Source organism: Klebsiella sp. PCX (genome assembly GCF_021869705.1).
Classification (GTDB): domain Bacteria; phylum Pseudomonadota; class Gammaproteobacteria; order Enterobacterales; family Enterobacteriaceae; genus Klebsiella; species Klebsiella quasipneumoniae.
Genome location: NZ_CP091527.1, coordinates 1,880,231 through 1,902,110, shown reverse-complemented (window position 1 = coordinate 1,902,110; position 21,880 = coordinate 1,880,231). Strand labels below are relative to the sequence as shown.

Annotated in this window: 18 protein-coding genes; 13 read left to right on the top strand and 5 right to left on the bottom strand. The window is 58.6% G+C overall.

The features are described from left to right. Nucleotides 1-116: 116 nt before the first annotated feature. Nucleotides 117-566: a winged helix-turn-helix transcriptional regulator gene (locus GQR96_RS08820; RefSeq protein ID WP_049003764.1), complete on the top strand. Its 450-nt coding sequence runs from the start codon at nt 117-119 to the stop codon at nt 564-566. A 115-nt stretch (nt 567-681) separates the two neighbouring features. Further along, a complete protein-coding gene (locus GQR96_RS08815; RefSeq protein ID WP_004201480.1) occupies nt 682-1,470 on the top strand; it encodes an SDR family NAD(P)-dependent oxidoreductase in 789 nt (262 codons plus the stop codon). A gap of 19 nt (nt 1,471-1,489) precedes the next feature. Here the strand turns inward: GQR96_RS08815 and GQR96_RS08810 are convergent, their stop codons facing one another. Further along, on the bottom strand, nt 1,490-1,711 hold the full coding sequence (locus GQR96_RS08810; protein WP_004201478.1) for a hypothetical protein: 222 nt from the start codon (nt 1,709-1,711) through the stop codon (nt 1,490-1,492). A 256-nt stretch (nt 1,712-1,967) separates the two neighbouring features. Between GQR96_RS08810 and GQR96_RS08805 the strand changes: the two genes are divergently transcribed. Continuing rightward, a complete protein-coding gene (locus GQR96_RS08805) occupies nt 1,968-2,090 on the top strand; it encodes a small membrane protein (protein WP_002898600.1) in 123 nt (40 codons plus the stop codon). Between the two features lie 118 nt (nt 2,091-2,208). Here GQR96_RS08805 and GQR96_RS08800 read toward each other — a convergent pair whose 3' ends face one another. Further along, on the bottom strand, nt 2,209-3,600 hold the full coding sequence (locus tag GQR96_RS08800; protein ID WP_004201476.1) for an APC family permease: 1,392 nt from the start codon (nt 3,598-3,600) through the stop codon (nt 2,209-2,211). 353 nt (nt 3,601-3,953) lie between these two features. Beyond that, nucleotides 3,954-5,375, bottom strand: coding sequence for a glutamine synthetase family protein (locus GQR96_RS08795; protein ID WP_002898595.1), 1,422 nt, complete (start codon nt 5,373-5,375; stop codon nt 3,954-3,956). A gap of 225 nt (nt 5,376-5,600) precedes the next feature. Here GQR96_RS08795 and puuD point away from each other — a divergent pair, with 225 nt between their 5' ends. From puuD to GQR96_RS08775, 4 genes are all read left to right on the top strand, one after another. Further along, nucleotides 5,601-6,353 carry a gamma-glutamyl-gamma-aminobutyrate hydrolase gene (puuD, locus tag GQR96_RS08790; protein WP_025999163.1) on the top strand — a complete coding sequence of 251 codons (753 nt, stop codon included), beginning with the start codon at nt 5,601-5,603 and terminating at the stop codon, nt 6,351-6,353. A 25-nt stretch (nt 6,354-6,378) separates the two neighbouring features. Then, nucleotides 6,379-6,936: an HTH-type transcriptional regulator PuuR gene (puuR, locus tag GQR96_RS08785; RefSeq protein ID WP_002898590.1), complete on the top strand. Its 558-nt coding sequence runs from the start codon at nt 6,379-6,381 to the stop codon at nt 6,934-6,936. 321 nt (nt 6,937-7,257) lie between these two features. Beyond that, nucleotides 7,258-8,745 carry an aldehyde dehydrogenase PuuC gene (gene puuC, locus GQR96_RS08780; protein ID WP_017899483.1) on the top strand — a complete coding sequence of 496 codons (1,488 nt, stop codon included), beginning with the start codon at nt 7,258-7,260 and terminating at the stop codon, nt 8,743-8,745. Between the two features lie 2 nt (nt 8,746-8,747). Next, nucleotides 8,748-10,028 carry an NAD(P)/FAD-dependent oxidoreductase gene (locus GQR96_RS08775; RefSeq protein WP_004201473.1) on the top strand — a complete coding sequence of 427 codons (1,281 nt, stop codon included), beginning with the start codon at nt 8,748-8,750 and terminating at the stop codon, nt 10,026-10,028. Here GQR96_RS08775 and GQR96_RS08770 read toward each other — a convergent pair. After that, nucleotides 10,025-10,987 (bottom strand): LysR substrate-binding domain-containing protein, encoded by a 963-nt coding sequence (locus GQR96_RS08770; RefSeq protein WP_008805923.1) that lies wholly within the window; start codon nt 10,985-10,987, stop codon nt 10,025-10,027. The two genes, GQR96_RS08775 and GQR96_RS08770, sit on opposite strands and share 4 nt — an antisense overlap. An 82-nt stretch (nt 10,988-11,069) precedes the next feature. On the opposite strand from GQR96_RS08770, the gene GQR96_RS08765 reads away from it, so the two are divergent. From GQR96_RS08765 to GQR96_RS08745, 5 genes are all read left to right on the top strand, one after another. Further along, a complete protein-coding gene (locus GQR96_RS08765) occupies nt 11,070-12,155 on the top strand; it encodes a tartrate dehydrogenase (RefSeq protein WP_017899481.1) in 1,086 nt (361 codons plus the stop codon). Nucleotides 12,156-12,677: 522 nt separating this feature from the next. Then, nucleotides 12,678-14,285: a BCCT family transporter gene (locus tag GQR96_RS08760; RefSeq protein ID WP_064794432.1), complete on the top strand. Its 1,608-nt coding sequence runs from the start codon at nt 12,678-12,680 to the stop codon at nt 14,283-14,285. Between the two features lie 36 nt (nt 14,286-14,321). Continuing rightward, nucleotides 14,322-15,446: a carnitine monooxygenase, oxygenase subunit YeaW gene (yeaW, locus tag GQR96_RS08755; RefSeq protein WP_004201468.1), complete on the top strand. Its 1,125-nt coding sequence runs from the start codon at nt 14,322-14,324 to the stop codon at nt 15,444-15,446. A gap of 18 nt (nt 15,447-15,464) precedes the next feature. Beyond that, nucleotides 15,465-16,913 (top strand): NAD-dependent succinate-semialdehyde dehydrogenase, encoded by a 1,449-nt coding sequence (locus tag GQR96_RS08750; RefSeq protein ID WP_004201467.1) that lies wholly within the window; start codon nt 15,465-15,467, stop codon nt 16,911-16,913. Nucleotides 16,914-16,969: 56 nt separating this feature from the next. Continuing rightward, nucleotides 16,970-17,935: a PDR/VanB family oxidoreductase gene (locus GQR96_RS08745; protein ID WP_049116023.1), complete on the top strand. Its 966-nt coding sequence runs from the start codon at nt 16,970-16,972 to the stop codon at nt 17,933-17,935. Between the two features lie 37 nt (nt 17,936-17,972). Here the strand turns inward: GQR96_RS08745 and ptsP are convergent, their stop codons facing one another. Further along, nucleotides 17,973-20,474, bottom strand: coding sequence for a phosphoenolpyruvate--protein phosphotransferase (ptsP, locus tag GQR96_RS08740; protein ID WP_004201465.1), 2,502 nt, complete (start codon nt 20,472-20,474; stop codon nt 17,973-17,975). 309 nt (nt 20,475-20,783) lie between these two features. On the opposite strand from ptsP, the gene GQR96_RS08735 reads away from it, so the two are divergent. Then, nucleotides 20,784-21,860: a PTS fructose transporter subunit EIIC gene (locus GQR96_RS08735; protein WP_004201464.1), complete on the top strand. Its 1,077-nt coding sequence runs from the start codon at nt 20,784-20,786 to the stop codon at nt 21,858-21,860. Nucleotides 21,861-21,880: the final 20 nt, after the last annotated feature.

The following is a 21,880-nucleotide window of genomic DNA, read 5'->3' as shown; positions in this document are numbered from 1 at the left end:
TTGTGACGGATTTAGGCCATTTTTCCTGGCATTCGCTCGCAAACTTAGACCGGAGCCGAAAATTTCCTCTGCCGACCAAATAGTTTTATAATGAAACAACTAACCTGGAGGCTTTCGTGAAACGTACCCGTCTGGAAAACAGCTGCTGTCCTGTCGCCCGCTCCCTCGACGTTATCGGCGACTGGTGGTCGCTGCTTATCGTCCGTGATGCCCTCCGCGGGGTACGCCGTTTTAGCGAATTCCAGAAAAACCTCGGCATTGCCAAAAATATGCTCGCCGGACGCCTGAAAATGCTGGTGGATGAAGGCATCCTGCATTTGCAGCCGGCCTCCGACGGCAGCGCCTGGCAGGAGTATGTCCTGACGGATAAGGGCCGCGCCCTGCAGACCGTGCTGGTCGCCCTCTCCCAGTGGGCGGACGACTATCTGTTCGACCCGGACGAACCGGCGACGCGGCTCATTGACCGCCAGCAGCGTCAGCCCCTGCGTAAACTGGTGCTGCACGCGGCCGATGGCCGTGAGCTGTCCCCAGCGGATATCACCATCGCCCTCCCGCTGAACGACTAATCGCTCCCTGCGGCAGGCAGAAATAAAAAAAGCCCGGCAAAATGGTTGCATTATTAAACCAGATATCTCATGCTGAATTTGGTTTAATAATGCAACCTTTTAAGAGGCAATACTCATGTCCCAGTCATCGCACACTGCTTTTATCACCGGCGCTTCCTCAGGTATCGGCGCGATCTATGCCGAACGACTTGCCGCCCGCGGCTACGATCTGATCCTCGCCGCCCGTCGTGAAGATCGGCTGCAGGCGCTCGCCGGGCAACTGCAGGCGCGCTACGCCATCCGGGCCAGCATCCTCAAGGCCGACCTGAGCGAGGAGCAAGGCATTGAAGCCGTAGAGCAGCGTCTGCAGCAGGATCCCGCCGTTGACCTGTTCATCAACAACGCCGGAACGGCAAAAATGGCGGGCTTTCTCGCCAGCACGTCGCGCGAGCACCAGGCGATTCATACGCTCAACACCACCGCGCTTCTGCGCCTGAGCTATGCCGCACTGGCCGCTTTCGCTCCCCGGGGCCGCGGAACGCTGATCAATATTGCCTCTATTCTTGCGCTGCATACGCTGCCGGGCAGCGCGGTCTACAGCGCCAGCAAAGCCTGGGTGTTGAGCTTTACCCGTGGCCTGCAGGATGAGTTCGCCGACAGCGGCGTGCGTATTCAGGCAGTATTGCCGGCGGCGACCGCCACCGATCTGTGGCCGACCTCCGGCGTGGCGCTCGACGCCCTGCCCACCGGTACGGTAATGACCACCGAGGATCTGGTTGACGCCGCTCTCAGGGGACTCGAAATGGGGGAAAAGGTCACCTTACCGCCGGTGCATGATCTGGGACTGTGGGAGGCTTTCGAGCAGACGCGACTGGCGCTGTTTACCAGCGCGCGAACCGGGCAACCGGCGCCGCGGTATCGCTAACTCGCCCCGGCGGCGGGCATTATTCCGGCAGCGGAACCGCCGCCAGGGTACAGATCGCCTCGTGCTCCCCGCCGCGGCGATCGGTGATCACTACCTTATCGCCCGCTTTTTTGCCTTCACAGGGTTTCAGGACCTGCTCCACGATCCGCTCGCGGCTCGCCTGACGTTCATTTTCAGCCTGACTGGCGAAGGCCGTCAGCGCCAGCGCCACGCCCAGCAGGCTGAGGGTTGTCTTATACATGTCTTACTCTCAGATCATTCTTATTCGCGGTCAGCGTAACCCGTTGCTGGCCGCACTTCTGTAAAATCACTTAACGGAGTGTTACGCCATTTCAGCTGAAAGCCAGGCTGTCACATTCCTGCGGGAAATATTTTATCACAACCCCGACAGCAGATATTCTCGCGATGAGGCGTCATCTTTCAGACATATCCCGATGTTATCTTCACACAGAGCCCTGTATCTTTTTCCCTTTCTAAACAGAATATTAGGTTGGTCTATGTCGGGTCTTATTCTCTTTATCGTCGCGGTGGCGCTGCTGGGCGTCGCCATCTACAGCCTGGTGTCGTACCTCAAAGAGCGGCGCGCCAGTCAGTTACCTGTCCATAAAAAGAAGAAATAATACCTTCCGTTCTCCGCCGTTTTCTGCTGATTTCTTTACCATCCTGTACTGTCCCTTACCGAACCAAAAACAAAGGCAGGCCTGCGGGCCTGCCTTCGTTCGGTTTCAGCGTCAGGTTCTAGGACTCCCAGGCCTGCTCCGCCTTGGCGGCATCGAACTGCGGCGGCGGTTTACGGAAACGTTGGGTCAGATAAGCCAGATACAGCAGACCAAGCGCCGCCCACACCAGGCCGAGCGTCAGGGAAGTGGCCTCGAGGTTGATCCACAGCACCCCTACCGTCAACGCCCCGACCATCGGCAGCAGCAGATAGTGCAGTCGATCCTTCCAGGTTTTGTTGTACCCCTTGCGACGCCAGAAGTGGTTGAACACCGACAGGTTAACGAAGGTGAAGGCCACCAGCGCGCCGAAGTTAATTAACGCGGTGGCGGTCACCAGGTCGAAGAACAGCGCCGACAGCGCGACGATACCCACCATAATCACGTTCAACGCCGGGGTGCGCCATTTCGGATGCACATAGCCGAAAATGCGCTCCGGGAAGACGTTATCGCGACCCATCACGTACAGCAGACGGGAGACGCTGGCATGGGACGCCAGGCCGGACGCCAGGGTGTTAACAAAGGTGGTGCAGAGGAATATTGACTGGAACAGCTTGCCGCCCACGTACAGCGCAATCTCCGGCAGCGCGGCGTCCGGGTCTTTAAAGCGATGAATATCCGGGAAAAACAGCTGCATAAAGAACGACGCGACGATGAAAATAATGCCGCCGTACATCGCGGTGAGAAAAATAGCCTTCGGGATCACCCGCGCGGCGTCAGGCGTCTCTTCCGACAGCGTGGTCACGGCGTCGAAGCCAAGAAACGAGAAGCAGACGATGGTCGCCCCGGTAATAATCGGGATCAGATGCGCATTCTGACTGATAAACGGCTGCAGCGACCAGACGGTCCCTACCCCCTCGCCTTTGTGCAGCCCCTGAACCACCAGAATGACGAATACCACCATAATCGAGATCTGCACCAGCACGAACAGGGTGTTGAAGTTCGCCACCAGATTAACGCTTTTCAGGTTTGCGGCGGTCAGAATGGCGACAAAGGTCACCACCCACACCCATGGCGGCACCTCAGGGAACAGCGCCGAGAGATAGATCTTCGCCAACAGGACGTTGATCATCGGCAGGAACAGATAATCCAGTAGCGAGGACCAGCCGACCATAAAGCCGACGTGCGGACTGATGGATTTTTGCGCGTAGGTGTAGGCGGAGCCGGCTTCCGGGAACTGGCGCACCAGTTTGCCGTAGCTGATGGCGGTGAACAGCACGCCAGCCAGCGCCAGCAAATAAGACGCCGGGACGTGGCCGTTGCTGATACCGGAGACGATGCCGAAGGTATCAAACACCGTCATCGGCGTCAGATAGGCCAGCCCCATCATCACCACTTGCCAGAGTTTGAGGGATTTACGCAGACGCGGTCTGCCCGCCTGAGCGGCGTTATGCGCAGGAAGATTAATAGCCATCGCCCATTCCCCCCTTGCGGATAACAGTTTGCGGACACAACGTTCGCGTGACAAACCTGCTTAGCAAGGGGATAAGGCATAAATAAAAGGGTAAGACGGACCGGTGAGCGGTTGCTGGCTGGCATCCAATGCGGCCTGAGCGGCCTCCCTCTCCCTGCGGATATTTGAACATCTGCATCATCTCATTTCCTCGTCACACACTGTGTCGTTAACTGAAGCCCCGTTGCCGCCTGCGCTCCTTAACGCGACATCCGGGAAATGGCTGGGCTCCCAGCAAAAAGGACGACCAGGCTCCGCTCAGGCCGTATGATGCTACTCATGACTCAACTCATGCGCCCCTTGCGGGGCGCCCATCAGGCGTTTTTCAACATCCACTCAATTTCAGTTTCTGTGATAAGACGCTCAAACTGCAGTAATTCATCATGCTTGCAGGCATGGAAAACGTGGCAGAAACGCTCGCCGAGACGCTCACGCAGGTGATCGTTCTGCATAAACTCCCACAGCGCATCGCTCTGGCGGATCGGGAACGGCAGACCCTCTTGTTCCAGGCCGTTACCTTCCACCTCTTCCTGCAAAGGCAGCTGAGGGTTATCCAGCCCGTGCAGAATGCCGGCGAAAATCGCCGCCATCACCAGATACGGGTTGGCGTCCGCCCCCGCCACGCGATACTCCACGCGGTGGTTCTGCCGCTCGCCGCATGGGATCCGCAGCGCCACGGTACGGTTGTTATGCCCCCAGGAAGCCTGCGTCGGGACATACATCCCCGGCTGGAAGCGGCGATACGAGTTCACGTTCGGCGCCAGCAGCGCCATCGAGGCCGGCATCAGATCGATCATCCCGGCCAGCGCGCGTTTAAGCAGCGCGGAGTCTTCCCCGTCGCCGTCCACCAGCACGTTTTCCCCTTTATTGTTCAGCATGCTGATGTGGATATGCATTCCGCTGCCCGCATGCTCTTCATAAGGCTTAGCCATAAAAGTGGCGTGCATCTTATGCTTCTCCGCCATTAAACGCACGAGACGTTTTAACGCCAGCGCATCATCGCAGGCGTCCAGCACGTTATCGGTATGGTGGAGGTTGATTTCAAACTGGCCCGGCGAGGCTTCGGCCACCGCGCCGTCGGCGGGGATCAGCTGCAGTTTCGCCAGCTCGTCGATGTCGTTGAGCACGTCGGCAAAGTGGTTCAGGTTATCGACCGAGTAGACCTGGCTTTGGGTGTTGCGATCGTCGGTGCCCGGCGCGCACGGCGGCTGCAGGTAGCCTTCGGCATCGCGTTTGCGGTCCAGTAAATAGAACTCCAGCTCTACCGCTACCACGGGGAACAGCCCGCGCTGGCGCAACTGCTGCCAGAGGCGGTTGAGTACGTTCCGCGGCTCAACGTCAAAGGGAGCGCCATCTTCATCAACCATGGTCAACTGTACCTGGGCTATCGACTGCGGATCGGCCGCTGAAGGCGTTAAGGTGCCGGGCACCGGAATGCAGCTGCGATCCGGCTCGCCCATCTCCTGGCCCAGACCGGCCTCTTCCACGACGTTGCCGAGAATATCCATCGCAAACACCGAAGCCGGGAAATAACAGCCTTTCTCCAGCTTGCTCAGGCCGGCAACCGGGATGCGCTTGCCGCGGAAGCAGCCGTTCAGGTCAGTGAGGAGGACATCAACATATTGGGTATCAGGGTAGGTTTCGAGGTAGCGCTTCACTTCTTTCGCGAACGCGCTGACCCGTCTCTCTTCCGTTTGCTGAACAAAATTCTCAACTTCTACGATATTGGTTTCCATGATTCACCGCCGTTGGTTTGGTTTCGGTCCTGCACTCAGACCGTTAAATATAATGTCCACCCCATCGACTGTGTATGCAAATAAATTGTTTGTCAAATGTTAAATTAAGTTTGCAAAGGGCTATTTCCACTGCTAGATTGAGAAAATATTGAACGATATGGCCGTTAAACCCGCTATAGCGGTCATAATTTAGTCCACTTTGTGAGGGCGATCATGGAAAATATAATGTACAAGCCAGTTATTGGCGTCGTGATGTGTAGAAACAGGCTTAAGGGTCACCAGACCCAAACCTTGCAAGAAAAGTACCTGAATGCAATTGTTAACGCCGGCGGACTGCCGATCGCCCTGCCACATGCGCTGGCAGAGCCGGATCTGCTGAACGCGTTAGTCGATAAACTGGATGGGATATACCTGCCAGGCAGCCCCAGTAACGTGCAGCCGCACCTTTATGGTGAAAACGGCGATGAGCCTGACGCCGACCCCGGGCGTGATCTTCTGAGCATGGCGCTGATTAACGCCGCACTCGAAAGGCGCATCCCCATTTTCGCCATCTGTCGTGGACTGCAGGAACTGGTTGTCGCCACCGGTGGGACTCTGTATCGTCGTCTGTTCGAGCAGCCTGAGCTGCTGGAGCATCGCGAAGATCCTGAACTGCCCGTCGAGCAGCAGTATGCGCCGTCCCATCAGGTTGAGGTTCAGGAAGGAGGATTGCTGTCGCAATTGATACCGGGCTGCAACACGTTTTGGGTAAACTCGCTACATGGGCAAGGGGCAAAAACCCTCAGTCCGCAGCTGCGCGTGGAGGCGCGAGCGCCGGATGGACTGGTGGAAGCGGTCAGCGTGAACGATCACCCTTTCGCGCTGGGCGTACAGTGGCATCCTGAATGGAACAGTAGCGAATACGCCCTGTCGCGTATGTTGTTTGATGGTTTTATCACCGCCTGTCAGGGCCATCATGCTGAAAAGCGGCGGCGCTGACCACTACCGTTAAGGAAATGCAAATATGAGCGATGACGGACTGGCGCCAGGGAAACGTCTGTCAGAGATCCGCCAACAGCTGGGTCTTTCGCAGCGTCGTGCCGCCGAACTGTCTGGGTTAACACATAGTGCCATCAGCACCATAGAGCAGGACAAAGTCAGTCCTGCCATCAGTACGCTGCAAAAGCTGCTGAAAGTCTATGGGCTGTCGCTCTCGGAATTCTTTTCTGAACCCGAAAAGCCGGACGAACCCCAGGTGGTCATTAATCAGGATGACCTTATCGAAATGGGCAGTCAGGGCGTTTCCATGAAGCTGGTTCATAACGGAAATCCGAACCGTACGCTGGCGATGATTTTTGAAACTTACCAGCCTGGAACCACGACCGGGGAGAGGATTAAGCATCAGGGTGAGGAGATAGGCACCATACTGGAGGGTGAGATTGTGCTGACGATTAACGGTCAGTCGTACCACCTGGTGGCTGGACAGAGCTATGCCATTAATACCGGCATCCCGCACAGCTTCAGCAACACCTCGGCAGGCATCTGCCGCATCATCAGTGCCCACACCCCCACCACATTCTGAATATTTAGCCTGAACGAGCTTCAGGCTTTCTTCAGACCTGCGGCGGCGGAAATTTTATTTTCGTCGCCGCGAAAAACTCGCAGTCATAACGTTGGTGCCGGAAGGGAATCTTATTTTCTGCTGGCCCTGAAATAATTAACGCCGTGAATGGCGACTCACCCCTGAATTATTCGGCATGCAGACAACCTGTCGAAATTTAGGGTGATAAAACGGTATTCAACTCCGGGGATACACTATGCCCTGCGCCTGGCGCAGCGCCCCCGTGCAGCCTGAAAACGCCGATGTGATTAATTTGCCGATAATGTTTTTTAAGGAGTCATGATGAATTTTCAGCACCTGGCTTACTGGCAGGAAAAAGCGAAAAGCCTGGCCATTGAAACACGATTATTTATTAACGGCGAATATTGCGCCGCGGTCGATAATACCACCTTTGAAACCATTGACCCTGCCGCGCAGCACACGTTAGCCCATGTCGCTCGCGGCAAAAAAGCCGACGTTGAGCTGGCGGTGAAGGCCGCGCGTCGGGTCTTTGATAACGGCGACTGGTCACAGGCCGCTCCCACGCAGCGTAAAGCGGTTCTCACACGCTTTGCCGACCTGATAGAGGCCCACTGCGAAGAGCTGGCGCTGCTGGAAACGCTGGATACCGGTAAGCCGATTCGCCACAGCCTGCGCGACGATATTCCCGGCGCCGCCCGCGCCATCCGCTGGTATGCCGAAGCGCTGGATAAAGTCTATGGCGAAGTGGCTCCTACCGGCAGCAACGAGCTGGCGATGATCGTCCGCGAACCGATTGGCGTCATCGCCGCGGTGGTGCCGTGGAACTTCCCGCTGCTGCTGGCCTGCTGGAAGCTCGGCCCGGCGCTGGCGGCGGGCAACAGCGTGATCCTTAAGCCCTCGGAAAAATCGCCGCTCACCGCGCTGCGCCTCGCCGGGCTGGCGAAAGAGGCGGGCCTGCCGGACGGCGTGCTGAACGTGGTCAGCGGCTTTGGTCACGAAGCCGGACAGGCGCTGGCCCTGCATCCAGACGTGGAGGTCCTTACCTTTACCGGCTCCACCCGCACCGGCAAGCAGCTGCTGAAAGACGCCGGCGACAGCAATATGAAGCGCGTGTGGCTGGAAGCGGGCGGCAAGAGCGCCAACATCGTCTTCGCCGACTGCCCTGATCTGCAAAAAGCGGTCAGCGCCACCGCCGGCGGCATCTTCTACAACCAGGGGCAGGTGTGCATCGCCGGCACTCGCCTGCTGCTGGAGGAGAGCATCGCCGACGAGTTCCTGGCACGACTGAAAACCGAAGCGCAACACTGGCAGCCGGGCAACCCGCTCGACCCAAACACCACCATGGGCATGCTGATTGACAACACCCATGCCGACAGCGTGCACAGTTTTATTCGCGGCGGCGAAAGCAAAAGCACGCTGTTCCTCGACGGGCGGAAAAATCCGTGGCCTGCCGCCGTCGGCCCGACCATTTTTGTTGACGTCGACCCGGCCTCCACCCTCAGCCGGGAAGAGATCTTCGGCCCGGTGCTGGTGGTGACTCGCTTCAAAAGCGAAGACGAGGCGCTGCGGCTTGCCAACGACAGCGACTACGGCCTCGGCGCTGCGGTATGGACCCGCGATCTCTCACGCGCCCACCGCATGAGCCGCCGCCTGAAGGCCGGTTCGGTCTTCGTCAACAACTATAACGATGGTGATATGACCGTCCCCTTCGGCGGTTACAAACAGAGCGGCAACGGACGCGATAAGTCGCTGCACGCGCTGGAAAAATTCACCGAACTGAAAACCATCTGGATTGCCCTGGAGTCTTAATCATGACCGAACATACCACCAGCTATTACGCCGCCAGCGCCAACAAATATGAACCCTTTCCGACGCTGGACGAATCGATAAGCTGCGACGTCTGCGTCGTCGGCGGCGGCTACACCGGACTCTCGTCTGCCCTGCATCTGGCCGAAATGGGCTACGACGTGGTGGTGCTGGAAGGGGCGCGCATCGGCTTCGGCGCCAGCGGCCGCAATGGCGGTCAGCTGGTTAACTCCTACAGCCGCGATATCGACGTGATTGAAAAAAACTACGGCCCGGATGCCGCTAAAATGCTCGGCAGCATGATGTTCGAAGGCGGCGATATTATTCGCGAACGTATCCAGCGCTACCAGATCCAGTGCGATTATCGCCCGGGCGGCCTGTTCGTGGCGATGAATCACAAACAGCTGGAGACGCTGGAAGAACAGAAAGCCAACTGGGAGCGCTACGGCAACACGCAGCTGGAGCTGCTGGACAGAGAGGCGATTCGTCGCGAAGTGGACAGCGACCGCTACGTCGGCGCCCTGCTCGACCACAGCGGCGGCCATATTCATCCGCTCAACCTCGCCATCGGCGAAGCGGACGCCATTCGCCTGAACGGCGGCCGGGTCTATGAGCAGTCGCCGGTCACCCGCATTCAGCACTCCACTCCGGCAGTGGTCAGCACCGCCCGCGGCCAGGTCACTGCCCGCTATGTGATCGTCGCCGGCAACGCCTATCTCGGCGACAAACTGGAGCCGGAGCTGGCGAAGCGCAGCATGCCTTGCGGCACCCAGGTGGTCACCACCGCTCCGCTGTCGGAGGAGGTCGCTCGCTCGCTGATCCCGAAAAACTACTGTGTGGAAGACTGTAACTATCTGTTGGATTACTACCGCCTCACCGGCGACAACCGCCTGCTGTATGGCGGCGGCGTGGTCTACGGCGCCCGCGACCCGGACGATGTGGAACGGCTGATTATGCCGAAGCTGCTGAAAACCTTCCCGCAGCTGAAAGGGGTGAAAATCGACTACCGCTGGACCGGCAACTTCCTGTTGACCCTCTCAAGGATGCCGCAGTTTGGTCGCCTCGATACCAACATCTACTACATGCAGGGCTACAGCGGGCATGGGGTCACCTGTACCCACCTCGCCGGACGGTTGATTTCGGAACTGCTGCGCGGTGACGCTGAGCGTTTCGACGCCTTTGCCAAACTGCCGCACTACCCGTTCCCGGGCGGCCGCAGCCTGCGCATTCCCTTCACCGCCATGGGCGCCGCCTACTACAGTCTGCGCGACCGCCTGGGGGTTTAATCGCCTCTGCCGACGGCGCTGGCCGTCGGCTCATGCTGCGGATAGTGCTGCTGAAAGTAGTGGCGCAGAAACTCCACAGTGGTGCGAATTTTAGCCGACGTCGCCAGCCGGGAAACATAGACTGCCCAGACGTTGGCAGGCTGAAAGAATTCCGGCAGCACATGCACCAGATGGCCGCTGGCGATATTCTCCCGGACGTCCCACCATGAACGTAACGCAATTCCTTGCCCGTCCAGACACCACTGATGCACAATTTCACCATGGTTGGACGACAGCGGCCCGGTCACCTTGATCGCATGCTGCCCCTCTTTGCTGTGCAACTGCCAGATGCCAAACGGATGATCGCGTTCTTTAATCACCAGGCAGGGTAAGGCGGCCAGATCGCTCAGCTGTTTCGGCGGTGGATGGCGGGCAAGGAATTGCGGCGAGGCGCAGAGCACGCGGTGGTTGGCCGCCAGCTGGCGGGCAATCAGATTCGGCGCGATATCATCGCCCACACGAATATCGAGATCCACCCCTTCATTGACTAAATCCACCAGCCGGTCCTGGACATCGAAACGCAGTTCCAGCTGCGGGTACTGAAGGGCCAGCGCCGACAGCGCCGGGGCCACCACCCGGCGGCCAAAGCCGAAGCTACTGATAATACGCAGCGTTCCCTGCGGCACCTGGCGCACGTCGGAAAGCTCGTCCATCATCTCATCGACATCCTGCAAAATGCGCTGCGCCCATTCGTAGATCCGCTCCCCCTCCTCGGTAATGGTGACCCGGCGGGTGGTCCGGTGCAACAACACCACATTCAGGGTTTGCTCCAGCAGCGAAACCCGCTTGCTGACGAACGCCGGTGATACGCCAAGCTCTTCGGCGGCGGCGGCGAACCCGGCCCGGCGAGCGACCAGCATAAAGACGCGTAAATCATTTAGCAGCGGCAGATTATTCATGATCTGTGTTTTATGTTTCACCAGTTAGCGTGATTAATTATGAACCAGTCAATTATAGGATAGGCAGGTGGTCAAACATCATCGCTAAAAAGTGAGAACCGGAATGAAAAAAAACTATCGTATTGCCGCCATCCCGGGTGACGGAATTGGCAAAGAAGTTCTGCCTGAAGGGATTCGCGTGCTGCAAGCCGCCGCACAGCGTTGGGATCTGTCATTGAGCTTCGAGCAGATGGAGTGGGCAAGCTGCGAATATTATGCCCATCACGGCAAGATGATGCCGGACGACTGGCGCGAGCAGCTGCAGGGCTTCGATGCCATCTACTTCGGCGCCGTCGGCTGGCCGGATACCGTTCCCGACCACATTTCGCTGTGGGGGTCGCTGCTGAAGTTCCGCCGTGAGTTTGACCAATACGTCAACCTGCGTCCGGTGCGTCTGTTCCCCGGCGTCCCCTGCCCGCTGGCGGGCAAAAAGGCCGGCGATATCGATTTTTACGTGGTGCGCGAAAATACCGAAGGCGAATATTCCGCCCTCGGCGGGCGCGCCAATGAAGGCACCGAGCATGAAGTGGTGATTCAGGAGTCGGTCTTTACCCGCCGCGGCGTGGACCGGATCCTGCGCTACGCCTTCGAACTGGCGCAAAGCCGCCCACGCAAAACGCTGACCTCCGCAACCAAATCCAACGGTCTGGCGATCAGCATGCCCTACTGGGATGAGCGGGTGGAAGAGATGGCCAAAAACTATCCGGATATTCGCTGGGACAAGCAGCATATCGATATCCTGTGCGCCCGCTTCGTGCTGCAGCCGGAGCGTTTTGACGTGGTCGTCGGCTCCAATCTGTTCGGTGATATTCTCTCCGATCTCGGCCCGGCTTGTACCGGCACCATCGGTATTGCGCCATCGGCGAATCTCAACCCGGAGCGCACCTTCCCGTCGCTGTTCGAACCGGTTCACGGGTCGGCGCCGGATATCTATGGTAAAAATATCGCCAACCCGATCGCCACCATATGGGCCGGGGCGATGATGCTCGATTTTCTCGGCAACGGCGATGAGCGCTATCACGCCGCGCACAACGGCATTCTGGCGGCGATTGAGCAGGTGATTGCCAGCGGGCCGAAAACCCCGGATATGAAAGGCAGCGCGTCAACGCAACAGGTCAGCGACGCTATCTGCAAAGCCATTTTGGCGTAATTACCCAAGCCGCTCCCCGGTCGCGCGGCGCTTACCGGGGCTACAAAAGGCACAATAATGTAAAAACACGGCCCTCAGCCCGCATCCCTGCGGGCTGCCCCGACCTGCCGGGAACGTCTCAGCGATGTTGAGGCCACCAACACCGGCAGTTTCAGCAACAATGGTGAATAAATTAAAGGCAGGCCGCACGGACCGTAGCCCGGGTAAGGCGCAGCCGCTACCCGGGAAGACCTGCGCCAACTTCCCTCTCTTTTCGCTATGCAGAATCCCCCACGATTGACAAGTGGACCGCATCACAGCGGCAAACTTTATTAATTCCTGAAAAGACAGAACCTGCGCCAATTCACCTTTTATTATTTCCGTTCCGTGTTTTATTGCTTCACGAAACGGCCAATTGTTTAATTCATGTAACGAAGAAATAATCCGATTGTTAATAGCTTTTGCTACGAACCTTGACCCTACAGCGTGATAACAACGACAGGCTAAAGCCACCGACGGGCAATCATGCCCAGGAGATCACCCATGTTGAGCAACGTAAAGAAAAAAGATGTGCCGCTGATTGCCATCAGCCTGGCGGCCATTGTTTTCATCGCCGCTACATTAAGTCTCTTCCCGCAGCAAACCGCGCAGGCGGCTGATTCGATTTTTAACGGCGTGACCCGCCTGCTGGGTTCCACGGTACAGGTACTGGTGCTGCTGGCGCTGGGACTGGTGCTCTATCTGGCGACCAGCAAATACGGCAATATCCGTCTCGGCGAAGGTAAAGTCGAATACAGTACCCTCTCATGGCTGTTTATGTTTATCTGCGCCGGGCTCGGCTCCTCCACGCTGTACTGGGGCGTCGCCGAATGGGCTTATTACTACCAGACCCCGGGCCTGAACATTGCCCCGCAATCGCCGAAAGCGCTGGAATACAGCATCCCTTATTCTTTCTTCCACTGGGGGGTTAGCGCCTGGGCGACCTACACTCTCGCCTCGCTGATCATGGCCTATCACTTCCACGTGCGGAAAAATAAAGGCCTCAGCCTCTCCGGGATCATTTCAGCGATCACCGGAGTGAGTCCGCAGGGCTTCTGGGGCCGTCTGGTCGATCTGATGTTCCTGATCGCTACCGTCGGCGCGTTAACCATTTCGCTGGTGGTCACTGCCGCCACCTTCACCCGCGGCCTGTCAGCGCTGACCGGGCTGCCGGATAACTTCACCGTGCAGGCGTTTGTGATCCTGCTCTCCGGCGGTATTTTCTGCATGAGTTCGTGGATTGGCATCAACAACGGCCTGCAGCGCCTGAGCAAAATGGTCGGCTGGGGGGCATTTCTGCTGCCGTTGGTGGTATTACTGGTTGGCCCAACCGAATTCATCACCAATAACATCATTAACGCCGTCGGCCTGACGACTCAGAACTTCCTGCAGATGAGCCTGTTTACCGATCCCCTCGGCGACGGCGCCTTTACCCGCAACTGGACCGTCTTCTACTGGCTGTGGTGGATCTCCTATACCCCGGGCGTGGCGATGTTCGTCACCCGCGTCTCCCGCGGGCGCAAAATCAAAGAGGTGATATGGGGACTGCTCCTTGGTAGCACCGCCGGCTGCTGGTTCTTCTTTGGGGTGATGGAAAGCTACGCCATGCACCAGTTCGTTAACGGCGTGATTAACGTACCGCAGGTGATGCAGACTCTTGGCGGCGAAACCGCCGTCCAGCAGGTCCTGATGTCGCTGCCGGCAGGTAAGCTGTTCCTCGCCGCCTATCTGTTCGTGATGATTGTTTTCCTCGCCTCGCATATGGATGCGGTGGCCTACACCATGGCGGCGACCAGCACCCGCAACCTGCGCGAAGGCGACGATCCGGATCGCGGCATGCGCCTGTTCTGGTGCGTGGTAATTACCCTCATCCCGCTATCGATTCTGTTTACCGGCGCTTCGCTTGAGACCATGAAAACCACCGTGGTGCTGACCGCCCTACCATTCCTGGCCATTTTACTGATTAAAACCGGCGGCTTCGTGCGCTGGCTAAAACAGGACTACGCCCACGTGCCGGCCAATCAGATAGAAACCCATACGCCCGAGCCAATGATTAAAGCCGAGACGCTACCGGTTGGCACGGTACTCAAAGGCGACGGCCAGTCGCTGTAAAACCTCTTACTGACAATAATCACAAGGTGACCTTACATGAGCAATTTGAGCCCTGACTTTACTCTGCCGATTAACTTTTGCGCCAATCCGCAGGATGCCTGGACCATTCCGGCCCGTTTTTATACCGACAGCCAGGCGTTTGAACACGAGAAAGAGCGCATCTTCGCCAATAGCTGGATTTGCGTCGCCCACGGCAGCGAGGTCGCCCGGCCGAACGACTACATCACCCGGGAGATCATTGGCGAAAATATCGTTATCGTCCGCGGCCGCGACAACATTCTGCGCGCTTTCTATAACGTCTGCCCGCACCGCGGCCACCAGCTGCTGAGCGGTGAAGGTAAAGCCAAAAACGTGATTACCTGCCCCTATCACGCCTGGGCCTTCAAGCTTGACGGCAATCTCGCCCACGCCCGCAACTGCGAAAACGTGGCGAATTTCGATAGCGAAAAGGCGCAGCTGGTGCCGGTTCGCCTGGAAGAGTATGCCGGCTTTGTGTTTATCAATATGAACCCGCAAGCAGAGAGCGTGGAAACGCAGCTGCCGGGCCTGCAGGACAAAGTGTTGGAAGCCTGCCCGGACGTGCATGATCTGAAACTGGCGGCGCGCTTTACCACTCTCACCCCGGCGAACTGGAAAAATATCGTCGATAACTATCTGGAATGTTACCACTGCGGCCCGGCGCACCCGGGCTTCTCGGATTCCGTACAGGTTGACCGTTACTGGCACACCATGCACGGCAAATGGACGCTGCAGTATGGCTTCGCCAAGCCGTCCGAGCAGTCGTTTAAATTCGAAGAAGGTACCGACGCCGCGTTCCACGGTTTCTGGCTGTGGCCGTGCACCATGTTCAACGTGACGCCGATCAAGGGCATGATGACCGTGATCTATGAATTCCCGGTGGATGAAGAGACCACTCTGCAGAATTACGACATCTATTTCACCAACGAAGAGCTGACTGACGATCAGAAAGCGCTGATTGAGTGGTATCGCGACGTGTTCCGCCCGGAAGATTTACGCCTGGTGGAAAGCGTGCAGAAGGGGCTGAAGTCCCGCGGCTATCGCGGCCAGGGGCGCATTATGGCGGATAACAGCGGCAGCGGTATCTCCGAGCACGGTATCGCGCATTTCCACAATCTGGTGGCCCAGGTGTTCCAGCCGTAATCGTTGAAGGAGTTGGCTATGTCCGTGTTTCACTCAGATCTGTTTCGCCAGCAGGCGCTGATTGCCGGAAGCTGGCGCGACGCCGCCGACGGCACGACGCTTGCCGTCAGCAACCCTTCCACCGGCGCGACGCTCGGCCAGATCCCCAATATGGGTCGGGCGGAAGCGCAGCAGGCGGTGGATGCTGCCGCTGCCGCGCTGCCGGCATGGCGCGCGCTTACCGCCGCCCAGCGCGCCGCGTTATTGAAGAACTGGCACCGCCTGATCCTCGAAAACAAGACCGCGCTGGCGCAGATAATGACCGCCGAGCAGGGCAAGCCGCTGGCGGAAGCGGAAGGCGAAATCGCCTATGCCGCCTCATTTATCGAGTGGTTTGCCGAACAAGGGAAACGTGCCAACGGCGAGATAATCCCCTCCCCCGGCGCCGATAAACGCCTGATGGTGATCCGCCAGGGAGTGGGGGTCTGCGCGGCGATCACCCCGTGGAACTTCCCGGCGGCGATGATCACCCGTAAGGCCGGCCCGGCGCTGGCCGCGGGTTGTACGATGGTGATAAAGCCCGCCAACGAAACGCCGTTTACCGCGCTGGCGATGGCGGAACTGGCGAATCAGGCCGGGATCCCGCAGGGCGTTATTAACGTTGTCACCGGACAGTCGCGTGAGATTGGCGCGGTGTTCACCGGCGATGAACGGGTGCGTAAGCTCTCCTTTACCGGCTCGACCGAAGTTGGCCGCGTGCTGATGCGCCAGTGCGCGGAATCCATCAAAAAGCTCTCATTAGAGCTCGGGGGTAACGCGCCGTTTATCGTCTTTGATGACGCCGATATCGATAAAGCGGTCGAGGGAGCGCTGATCGCCAAGTTCCGCAACGCCGGGCAAACCTGCGTCTGCGTCAATCGCTTCTATATTCATCGCGCCGTCTACGACCAATTCTGCGATAAATTCGTCGCCCGCGTCGCCGCCCTGAAAGTGGGCGATGGCAGCGAGTCCGATGTCCAGATTGGCCCGCTGATCAACGCCGACGCCGGGCGCAAAGTCCAGTCCCTGCTCGACGACGCCCTGAGCCGCGGCGCCACGCTGTTAACCGGCGGTAAAGCGCACCCACTGGGCGGTAATTTTTTCACCCCTACGGTGATCGGCGACGTACAACCGGGGTCACTGCTGCTGCAGGAAGAGATTTTCGGCCCGGTGGCGGCGCTGGTGAAATTTGACGATGAGCAGCAGGTCATCGAGCAAGCGAATAACACCATCTACGGTCTCGCCTCCTATTTTTACAGCAACGATGCCGCCCGTATCTGGCGCGTCTCCGAGCAGCTGGAATACGGCATGGTCGGCATCAATACCGGACTGATTTCCAACGAAGTCGCGCCATTTGGCGGGGTGAAACAGTCGGGTCTTGGCCGCGAAGGCTCGGAACACGGAATCGAAGATTACCTGGAGATGAAGTATCTCTGCCAGGGGTTATAAATGTATTCTCCCGGCGGCGGCTCTGGCCACGCCGGGATTTTTGATGGAGTTCAGCGATGTCTGATTATCAAATGTTTGAGACGATCGTTCGCGATGTTGAACAGATCACCGCCCAGGTGAAGCGTTTTACGCTGGTGTCGTTGACCGGCGCCCCGCTGCCGGGATTCAGCGGCGGTAGCCATATTATCGTCCAGATGCAGGATGGCGAGCAGCGCTACAGCAATGCTTATTCGCTGATGAGCTCGCCGCTGGATACCACCAGCTGGCAGATTGCGGTGCGTCTTGAGTCGCCTTCCAAAGGCGGCTCGCGCTTTATGCACCAGCAGGTGCGCCCGGGCGATACCCTGACGGTGTCCACGCCCAACAACCTGTTCGCCATCGAACCACAGGCGCGAAAACATCTGCTGATCGCCGGCGGTATCGGCATTACGCCATTCTTGTCGCATATTCCGGAACTGGAACAACAGCAGGCCGACTGGCAGCTGCACTACTGTTTCCACGACGCCGACAATAATGCTTTCGTCGATGCGCTCAGCGCCGCGCCGTGGCGCGATCGGGTCAATATTCATGTATCAGCGCTCGGCAGCCGTCTCGACCTGCCGCGCCTGTTCGCCGACCTCGAGCCCGGAACCCACGTGTATACCTGCGGCCCGGCGGCGCTTAACGAGGCGGTGAAAGCCGCCGCCGAACGCCATCAGGTGCCCGCCAGTCAGCTGCACTTTGAGCAGTTTATCGTTGAGGATAAAGGCGGAGAGGCGTTTACCCTGGTGCTGGCGCGTTCCGGCCGCGAATTTACCGTACCGCAGGACATGACCATTTTGCAGGTTATTGAGAATAACAAAGCGGCGAAGGTGGAATGTCTGTGCCGCGAAGGGGTCTGCGGCACCTGCGAAACGATGATTCTGGAAGGGGAAGCGGACCACCGCGATCAGTATTACAGCGAGGAAGAGAAAGCCAGCCAACAGAGTATGCTGATCTGCTGCTCGCGCGCCAAAGGCGGCCGGTTAGTGCTGGATTTATAGCTCGCTCTCCGGCCAGCGCCGCTGGCCGGAAAACCGATCATAGCTCCAGCTCGCGGCGCAGCAGGTCGGCAATATCCTCGCTGCTCTCTGCGGATACCAGAGCTTGACGGAACTCCGCGTGCATAATGCGCCGCGCCAGCCGCGAGAAGATGCGCATATGCTGGTCGCCCGCCGAGTGCTTGTTTAGCGTCAGCATAATCACAAACTGCGCCTCTTCATCGCCCCACATCACCGGCTGCGCCAGCCGGGCGACGCTGATGGTCGACTGCTCAATATGCTCGGATTTACTGTGCGGTATGGCGAAGCTAAAGCCAAGCCCGGTGGAGAACACCGCCTCACGGGCCCACAGGTCAGCCTCCAGCTTGCGTGGGTAGCGGCAGCGACCGGCCAGCAGCAGGTTATCCGTCATCCCCTTCAGCACTTCTTCCTTACTACGCCAGTCGCTGTTGAGCGTAATGCACTCGGCGCTCACCAGCGGCACCTCCTGCTGGCGCATACGGAACTGGGCCAGCAGATGCTCCACCTCCAGCGAGGTACGGCACTGCATCGCCTGATTCAGCAGCTGACGGCAGGCGCGGCTGTCCAGCTGCGCCAGACGTGCTTTGGTCGCCGGGATCGCCGGCGCGCTCATACTCAGTTCATCCAGACCGAGACCGACCAGCAGCGGCAGCACCGAACCTTTGGCCCCCAGCTCGCCGCACAAGCCGATCCATTTCCCCTGCCGGTGCGCCGCCTGCACGGCATAGTCCAGCGCACGCAGGAAGGCCGGGTTGAGACTGTTGTAATGGCGCGTCACTTTCGCGTTATCGCGGTCGACCGCCAGCAGATACTGCGTTAAGTCATTGCTGCCGATGCTAAAGAAGTCCACCTCTTCGCAGCACTGATCGATGATGAACATCACCGACGGCACCTCCAGCATGATGCCCAGCGGGATTTTTTCATCAAACGGGATCTGTTCAACGCGCAGCGACTGTTTGGCCTCCGCCAGCCGCTCTTTCACCCACAGGATCTCTTCCATGGAGGAAATCATCGGGATCATGATCTTCAGCGCGCCGTGCGCCGAGGCACGTAGAATCGCCCGCAGCTGAGTATGAAACAGCGCCTGGTACTCTTCATAGATGCGCACCGCGCGGTAGCCGAGGAAGGGGTTATTTTCCGCAGGAATGTTGAGATAGGCCACCGGCTTATCACCGCCGATATCCATAGTCCGCACAATAATGCTGCGCCCGGCGGCAGGCTCCAGCGCCTGACAGAAGATGTTGTAAAGCTCATCTTCCGATGGCGCGCCGGGCCGGTCCATATACAGCATCTCTGTGCGGAACAGGCCAACCGACTGCGCGCCATTGTTGAATGCCGCCACCGCCTCTACCGAATGGGCGATGTTCGCCGCGATCTCGACGCGGATACCGTCTTCCGTCTGCCCTGGCTTATCCAGCCATACCTGCTGCTGTTGCTGGATCTGCGCCTGAACCCACGCCTCCTGCTGATAGTAGCGCGCCACCGCCGGACTCGGATCCACCACCAGCAGTCCGGCGGTGCCGTCGATCTGCACCTGGGTACCCTCCCACGGCAACAGTGCGTCGAGGTCAACCCCCACCAGGGTCGGAATATTGAACGAGCGGGCGAGGATCACGGTGTGCGACGTGGTGCCGCCGCCGCGCAGCAGCAGCCCTTTGAGATGCGCTTTATCCAGTTCGAGAAACTGGCTGGGGGTCAGCTCGTCGGCAAGGCAAATGGTGGCCTCCCGCAGCTGGCCCGGGGGCGGAAAGCGGGCTTCGCCATAGATATGTTGCAACAGCTGGAAGCAGACATCGCGCACATCGAGCACCCGCTCCTGTAGATAAGTGTTGCCGGAGTCGCGGAACCGTGCGCAGAAGTGGTCGCTGGTGGCGACAATCGCCTGCGCGCAGCTGAGGCCGGTAAGAATGCCGTCGAGCAGGTGCTGGCGCAGCGAGGCATCCGTCGCCAGCGAGCGGTGGGCATCGAGGATTGCGCTGGCGGTACCGTCATTGTCCAGCAGCCGCAGCTCAATGTCTTTTACCAGCAGGCGCAGGCCATTATCCAGCGCCGCCTGCTCCTGTTCGGGAGCGACGGCGCCCGGCAGTTCCCCCAGCGCATGCAGATCGCGGGATTTCAGGTGTATTAGCCTGCCCCCCGCGCTGCCGGCGCACACCGGATGGGCATGAAACAGCGTCGGGTTCAGCCGTGAAAGCGACTCTGGCACCGGCTGGATCTCCAGCGTATGCGCAGCGGGCAGCGGCGCGTCACAGTGAGGAAACTCATCGCGCATAAAGGCCGTTAACGCGGCGAATGCCTCAGCTTCATCTTCGCCGTGAATGACCAGCTGGCAGGCGTCGCCCTTCAGGGTATTGCTGCCGATGATCGCCAGCGCGCTCTTGGCATTTCCGCTGGTCTCGCGGCGCAGATTGCGCCACTCAATCGCCGATGAAAAACGGTTACACAGCGTTTCGACCAGACTGGCCGGACGCGCATGCACGCCGTTTGGCAAATCACATGTAAACTCAATGACCAGAGCCATCGCCTTCCTCCTGAGCAATCCATTATTTACCCAAAAGGTAATGAATGAAGGGGCCGGGGACTAGGTGATAAAACTGGCAATTACTGGACTATTGTACACACGATACTTTTTTATGCCCGCCATCACAATTCCATCCATTTAGCGCTCATCCTTCCTGCCATCATTAAGATTTGAGGTGGATCGCAATTCCTTTCTAACATTACAAATGTCCAGTAAATGCACTTTTTCTCTACTGTTTTATGCGGCGCCCTTTTTCTAATGTTGAGCCATCAATACTGTCACGGGCCCTACAGCGCTCAGGAGCAAACAATGAACGAACTGGTGCAAATACTAAAAAATACCCGCCAGCATCTGATGACCGGCGTGTCACACATGATCCCCTTTGTGGTCTCCGGTGGGATCCTGCTGGCGGTGTCCGTCATGTTGTATGGCAAAGGCGCAGTTCCCGATGCCGCCACCGATCCCAACCTGAAGAAGCTGTTTGACATCGGCGTCGCCGGGCTGACGCTGATGGTCCCTTTTCTCGCCGCCTACATCGGGTACTCCATCGCCGACCGCGCCGCGCTGGCGCCCTGCGCCATCGGCGCCTGGGTGGGCAACAGCTTCGGCGCCGGCTTCTTCGGCGCGCTGATCGCCGGCATGATCGGCGGCCTGGTGGTCTACTACCTGAAAAAAATACCGGTCCACAAGGTGCTGCGCTCGGTGATGCCGATTTTCATTATTCCCATCATCGGCACCTTTATTACCGCCGGGATCATGATGTGGGGGCTCGGCGAACCGGTGGGCGCGCTAACCGCTAACCTGACCGGCTGGCTGCAGGGTATGCGTGAAGGCAGCATCGTGGTGCTGGCCATCATTATGGGCCTGATGCTGGCCTTTGATATGGGCGGCCCGGTGAACAAAGTGGCCTACGCCTTCATGTTGATCTGCGTCTCGCAGGGGATCTACAGCGTGGTGGCTATCGCCGCCGTCGGCATCGCCGTGCCGCCGCTGGGGATGGGGTTGGCGACGCTGATCGGCCGTAAATATTTCACCGCCGAAGAGCGGGAAACCGGCAAAGCGGCGCTGGTGATGGGCTGCGTCGGGGTCACTGAAGGGGCGATTCCCTTTGCCGCTGCCGACCCGCTGCGCGTTATTCCGGCCAATATGATTGGCGCTGCCAGCGGCTGCGTCACCGCGGCGCTGTTGGGGGCCCAGTGTTACGCCGGCTGGGGCGGGCTCATCGTGCTGCCGGTGGTCCAGGGCAAACTTGGCTTTATCGCCGCGCTGTTGGTCGGTGCCTGCGTCAGCGCCGCCTGCGTCATTGTGCTGAAAGCGCTGGCTAAAAAGAAATCGTCTGACGCTAAAGCCGACGACGAATTAGATCTTGATTTCGAAATTAACTAACAGACTGGAAGGAACAGATT